This window comes from Photobacterium makurazakiensis, assembly GCF_050336715.1.
Classification (GTDB): Bacteria; Pseudomonadota; Gammaproteobacteria; order Enterobacterales; family Vibrionaceae; genus Photobacterium; species Photobacterium makurazakiensis.
Genome location: NZ_JAKJSJ010000121.1, coordinates 1 through 4391 on the forward strand (window position 1 = coordinate 1; position 4391 = coordinate 4391).

At 39.0% G+C, this 4391-nt stretch carries 4 protein-coding genes; 3 read left to right on the forward strand and 1 reads right to left on the reverse strand.

Annotation, left to right across the window (positions count from 1 at the left end):
* Window positions 1–25: 25 nt before the first annotated feature.
* The gene (locus L4D09_RS28395) at window positions 26–616 is read left to right on the forward strand and encodes a heme-binding beta-barrel domain-containing protein (protein WP_428460895.1); all 591 of its coding nucleotides are present in this window, start codon (window positions 26–28) and stop codon (window positions 614–616) included.
* Window positions 617–915: 299 nt separating this feature from the next.
* Window positions 916–1821: a L,D-transpeptidase family protein gene (locus tag L4D09_RS28400; RefSeq protein WP_428460893.1), complete on the forward strand. Its 906-nt coding sequence runs from the start codon at window positions 916–918 to the stop codon at window positions 1819–1821.
* Window positions 1822–1907: 86 nt separating this feature from the next.
* Here the strand turns inward: L4D09_RS28400 and L4D09_RS28405 are convergent, their stop codons facing one another.
* On the reverse strand, window positions 1908–2540 hold the full coding sequence (locus tag L4D09_RS28405; protein WP_428460894.1) for a hypothetical protein: 633 nt from the start codon (window positions 2538–2540) through the stop codon (window positions 1908–1910).
* 316 nt (window positions 2541–2856) lie between these two features.
* Between L4D09_RS28405 and L4D09_RS28410 the strand changes: the two genes are divergently transcribed.
* Window positions 2857–4248, forward strand: coding sequence for a HAMP domain-containing sensor histidine kinase (locus L4D09_RS28410; protein ID WP_428460896.1), 1392 nt, complete (start codon window positions 2857–2859; stop codon window positions 4246–4248).
* The last annotated feature ends 143 nt before the right edge of the window (window positions 4249–4391 follow it).

Genomic DNA, 4391 nt, shown 5'->3' on the forward strand with positions numbered 1-4391 from the left:
AAAGTTAACCGTGTTAGCCTTCGCAATGTCGCTCTCTCTGCCAGCAATGGCTGATCACAATGTCATCGATGGCGTCGATTTTGGGCCACTTGCTCAATTAGTTGGTTCATGGACCTCTGGTGGAATGGGAGGCGTCGATATGGCACCAGCACAAGAAAATTCTGGCGTGGAGGCAGGAACTCCAGCTATTACACCGTTTTATGAAACAATGACATTTGAGCTTGCTGCTGATGCAACGAATGCGAGTAAGCAAAATCTTGTAGCGGTGTATTATAAGCAGGAAGTTTTTCGTAAGAAAGATGACTCCAAGTTCCATGACCAGCGTGGCTACTTGATTTATGATGCAGAGAATCAGCTTGTTTATAATTCATTTTGTGTCCCACGCACAACTTGTGTAACGGCAGAAAGCCCAGCCGGAAACAATATGACTTTCGTTGCAGCAAAAAGAGGAATTGCTGAGTCTAACTTCATGACTGAAAACGCATCGACGACATCATTTACAATGAACTTGAACATTGATGGTGATACGCTAACTTATTCGCAGAGCACAGGGTTGAATATCTACAGTAAATCCTTAGTGCATACTGATTCAAGTACGCTACAGCGCGTTAAATAAGTTGTCTAGAAAGYAAAGAAAGAAGGAGGGGATGCCCTCCTTTTTTGATCTCCTTTTTTGTCCTTCATAAATTATTGAAACAAACGCCGTATTGCATTGACAATGCTTTATTTATAGATACGTTAAAGGTTGACGCTATGATGACTTTAGCTACAACATTTCTTTATACAATGCTTTTTGAATTAAATTGGTGCTAAGTACGATCTAAATAGTCTCAAAAAAGAGAATTATTGAGTACATGGAATGTATCGTTGTAGAGTTTGCCATAATTTAGGAGATGTGAAGATGGAGGCATTACTGTGAGCCGTTTTATACTCTTTATACTTTTTTGTACTGTATCTATTTCAGTAAAAGCCGTTGAGTATCAACGTCCAAGCCCAGACAGCAATATAGTTGGGGTTATGGAGTACTATCAAGTTAATAAAGGCGAAAGCCTGTTGGATATAGCCAATAAATTTGATGTAGGTTTGTTGGCCTTGATGGGGGCCAATCGTGGTGTGGACCCATTTTTACCCACTCCAGGATCCTTGCTTACTATTCCTATGCAGTTGATTTTACCAGACGTGAAACGCGAAGGTATTGTCATTAACCTTGCTGAGCTACGTTTATATTACTTTCCCTCTGATAATACCGAGAAAATGTATGTGTTTCCGATAGGCATAGGTCGAATAGGCAGGGAAACGCCTCGAATGACAACCAAAGTAAGTCAGAAAATCGAAAACCCAACGTGGACTCCAACGGCAAATATACGTAAAGAGTATCTTGAAAAACATGATATTACCTTACCTGCAGTTGTCCCCGCTGGGCCTGAAAACCCGCTTGGTGAATATGCAATGCGTCTTTCGTACGGTAGAGGTCAGTATTTGATCCATGGAACGAACAAAGATTTTGGTATCGGCATGCGCGTTAGTTCTGGTTGTATACGCATGAACCCGTGGGATATTGAATGGCTGTTCGAACAAACACCGAAAGGGACAAAAGTAAAGATCATTAATCAACCGCTAAAGCAATCTGTTGAACCTGATGGCTCACATTTTGTGGAAGTTCATGAGCCTCTTTCTCGGAGTGATGAACAATCGGGTAATCCGAAAGTGGTTAAGGCAAATGATGATTTACTCGTTGCAGTTTCTGGCAGTGAAAGTGCGAAGACTAAATTAAATTCAGCTCTGTTACTGCAAACAGGTATACCTGTGCAATTGAAGTAGCATTACTTCTACCCTTGAACGGCAGCGATTAAGCTGCCGTCTATTTATGTGTTAAATAATACTGACCGATTAAATCATTCATGGATTTATAAATCGATGGCCGTTGCAAGAATTTTATTATTGTTAATCCCTTCAATAGCAGCCTGAGAGTAGGGCAAATCTTTCAATTTAGGGTAATGTTTATTTAGCAATGGCTTATCTCTGCGCCCCTCATTACTATGTTCAACCATCCCAAGTCCACTTGGGTACTGGGTGTTCCAAAGGGGACTTTTAGCGATAAGACTTGAAGTTAAGAACTGGCCAATATAGGTAACGTTATTGTCTACAATGGTAAAATGTATATTTAAGTTATCATTGGTTTTAGAGTCGATTTTTTTTATGCCATTGCTGCCTCTGAATTTTATGCTGTATAGCTCATAGCGCCCAGTAGGTAATTCAATGGAAAAGATGTGCCCTTTAATAATTTTTGTTTGATAATGAGAGGGCGCAGTACTGTTTGTTAAGATAATAGGTTCTTTCTTTCCTTGTTTTCTTAAAAAGAGTGTTGTTTCCAGCCCTTCACCTGTTGAAGGCCATACTGTTGTGACAGCGAGGCTCCCTGCTAGGTATCCAGTGCTCTTTGAACTGGACTGGTAATACTCATCTGGTATTTCAACGTTAACTCCAGAGCTACAACCTGTGAGGGTTAAGAGCATCCAAAATAGACCCCATCGTTTCATCTTTCGCATCCTTGCTTATAACTACGTACTGACTGATTATTAAACGGCTTCTTTAATATTACTCATTATGATGACTCTAAGAAGCTCGTTATTTATAAAGCAGTGAAGTAAACAATATATGACACAATGCATAGTTTAAGTAGTTTAGTGAGTGAAAAATAGTACTTAGTTGCAAAAAAAAGCAATGAGAGTGAGAATTGGGTCTGAGTTGACTACTTTTTAGGACTTCTTATCGGACTATATTGATGCAGCACATTTTTGTTCGTGACATGTGTTACTCTGTGTGCAGAAAGAGTTATTGATAATAGTTATAGGTATGATTGGTTTTAATAAAATAAAAGTGTTTTTCGAACTTGGTGATAAGGATGGTTTAACGTTTAAATTATTTTCTTATTTTGCTGTGAGTTTATTTTTAATTTTAATTCTTCAAAACATAGCAGAAGTTGCAATGGTGAGAGCATTACTGCACATTCCTGAGAGAATTCAATCAGAAATGCTTGGGTTAGCTTATCAGGCAGAAGTTATGGTTAAAGAGGGGGACATGGATGAGTTGGCTGATTGGGAGCGAGGCCAAGATTATACACTTTATGTTATAACCGATAAGAATGTTGCAATTAGTGGGCGTGATATGCACCCTCACTTTGAGTTTAAAATAAGCTTTGCACGTAGCATTGATACGATCTTTGACAATAAAGTAAGCCAGCCAATTATTGCAATTCCACTTGCCACAGAGCATCAGCTTGTTATTCAATTTCCTCATCAATATCACCCTGCAAAGTATTTTACTTACTACTTTTTGTTTATCAAATTCGTTATTGCGGTACTGATACTAGGTGTGTTTTCGATTTTATTGGCGAAGTACTTACAAATGCCACTTAAAAAGCTTCAAGAAGCAAGTCAGCAATTGGCTGAAGGTGATTATAGCGTAAGGGTCAGCCATGCCGTTGGTAATCGAGTAACTGAATTTTCAGCACTAGCGGATAGCTTTGACCACATGACCCAAAGAATTGATGCTCTCGTTGAAAAACAAAAGCGCCTTATTCGAGATGTTTCTCATGAATTAAAAACACCTTTGGCACGTCATGATCTCGCATTACATCTGCTGAAAAGAAGGCTACCAGAAGAAAGCCAACTTATACTTGCCAAGCTAGAACGTGAATCCAATGAGATGAATGACCTTGTATCGGAAATTTTAGAATATAGCCGATTAGAAAATGCGAGTTATGAAGTGAATCTTTTACCTGTCGATTTCGCGAGTTTATGTCGACATCAAGTATTAGAACATCAAGAGGTCATTAAACCAGGCCAGAGCTTGTCTTTTATTGAGACTGAAGGCACCTCGACATATGGGGTTGCAGATCATCGTTTAGTTCTACGCGTTCTGAAGAATCTTGTAGGCAATGCAATTAAATATGCGGGCAACAATGCGACGATTAATATCAGAATTAATATGTTGAATGAAAATGTTGCCATCTTTGTAGAAGATGATGGGCTTGGCATCCCGTCACAACATTTACAATCTGTTTTTGACCCTTTCACTCGGCTTGAATCATCAAGAGAGAAGACATCGGGGGGGTATGGCCTTGGCTTAGCGATTGTAAATGAGTCTATGAGAATCATGAAAGGAAAGGCCGTTGCGAAAAACCTAGATGAAGGCGGTTTTCAGGTTACGTTACTATTTCGTTGCGTTGATCGAAATGTAAAGTAACTGTTTTTTGTTCGACTTCGCATTAACCCTTTGTCTGCACCACGAATTTGGCTTTACTAAATGTCATAAATAAAAGGTATATCTAGATTTTCATTCTAGATTGTTGGTGGTTTTAGATATCTAGATGTGATTAATGTCGATAA

Coding starts and splice junctions, on each gene's coding strand:
- L4D09_RS28405 (WP_428460894.1), bottom strand. CDS start 2,540: ATGAAACGATGGGGTCTATTTTGGATGCTCTTAACCCTCACAGGTTGT.
- L4D09_RS28410 (WP_428460896.1), top strand. CDS start 2,857: ATGATTGGTTTTAATAAAATAAAAGTGTTTTTCGAACTTGGTGATAAG.
- L4D09_RS28395 (WP_428460895.1), top strand. CDS start 26: ATGTCGCTCTCTCTGCCAGCAATGGCTGATCACAATGTCATCGATGGC.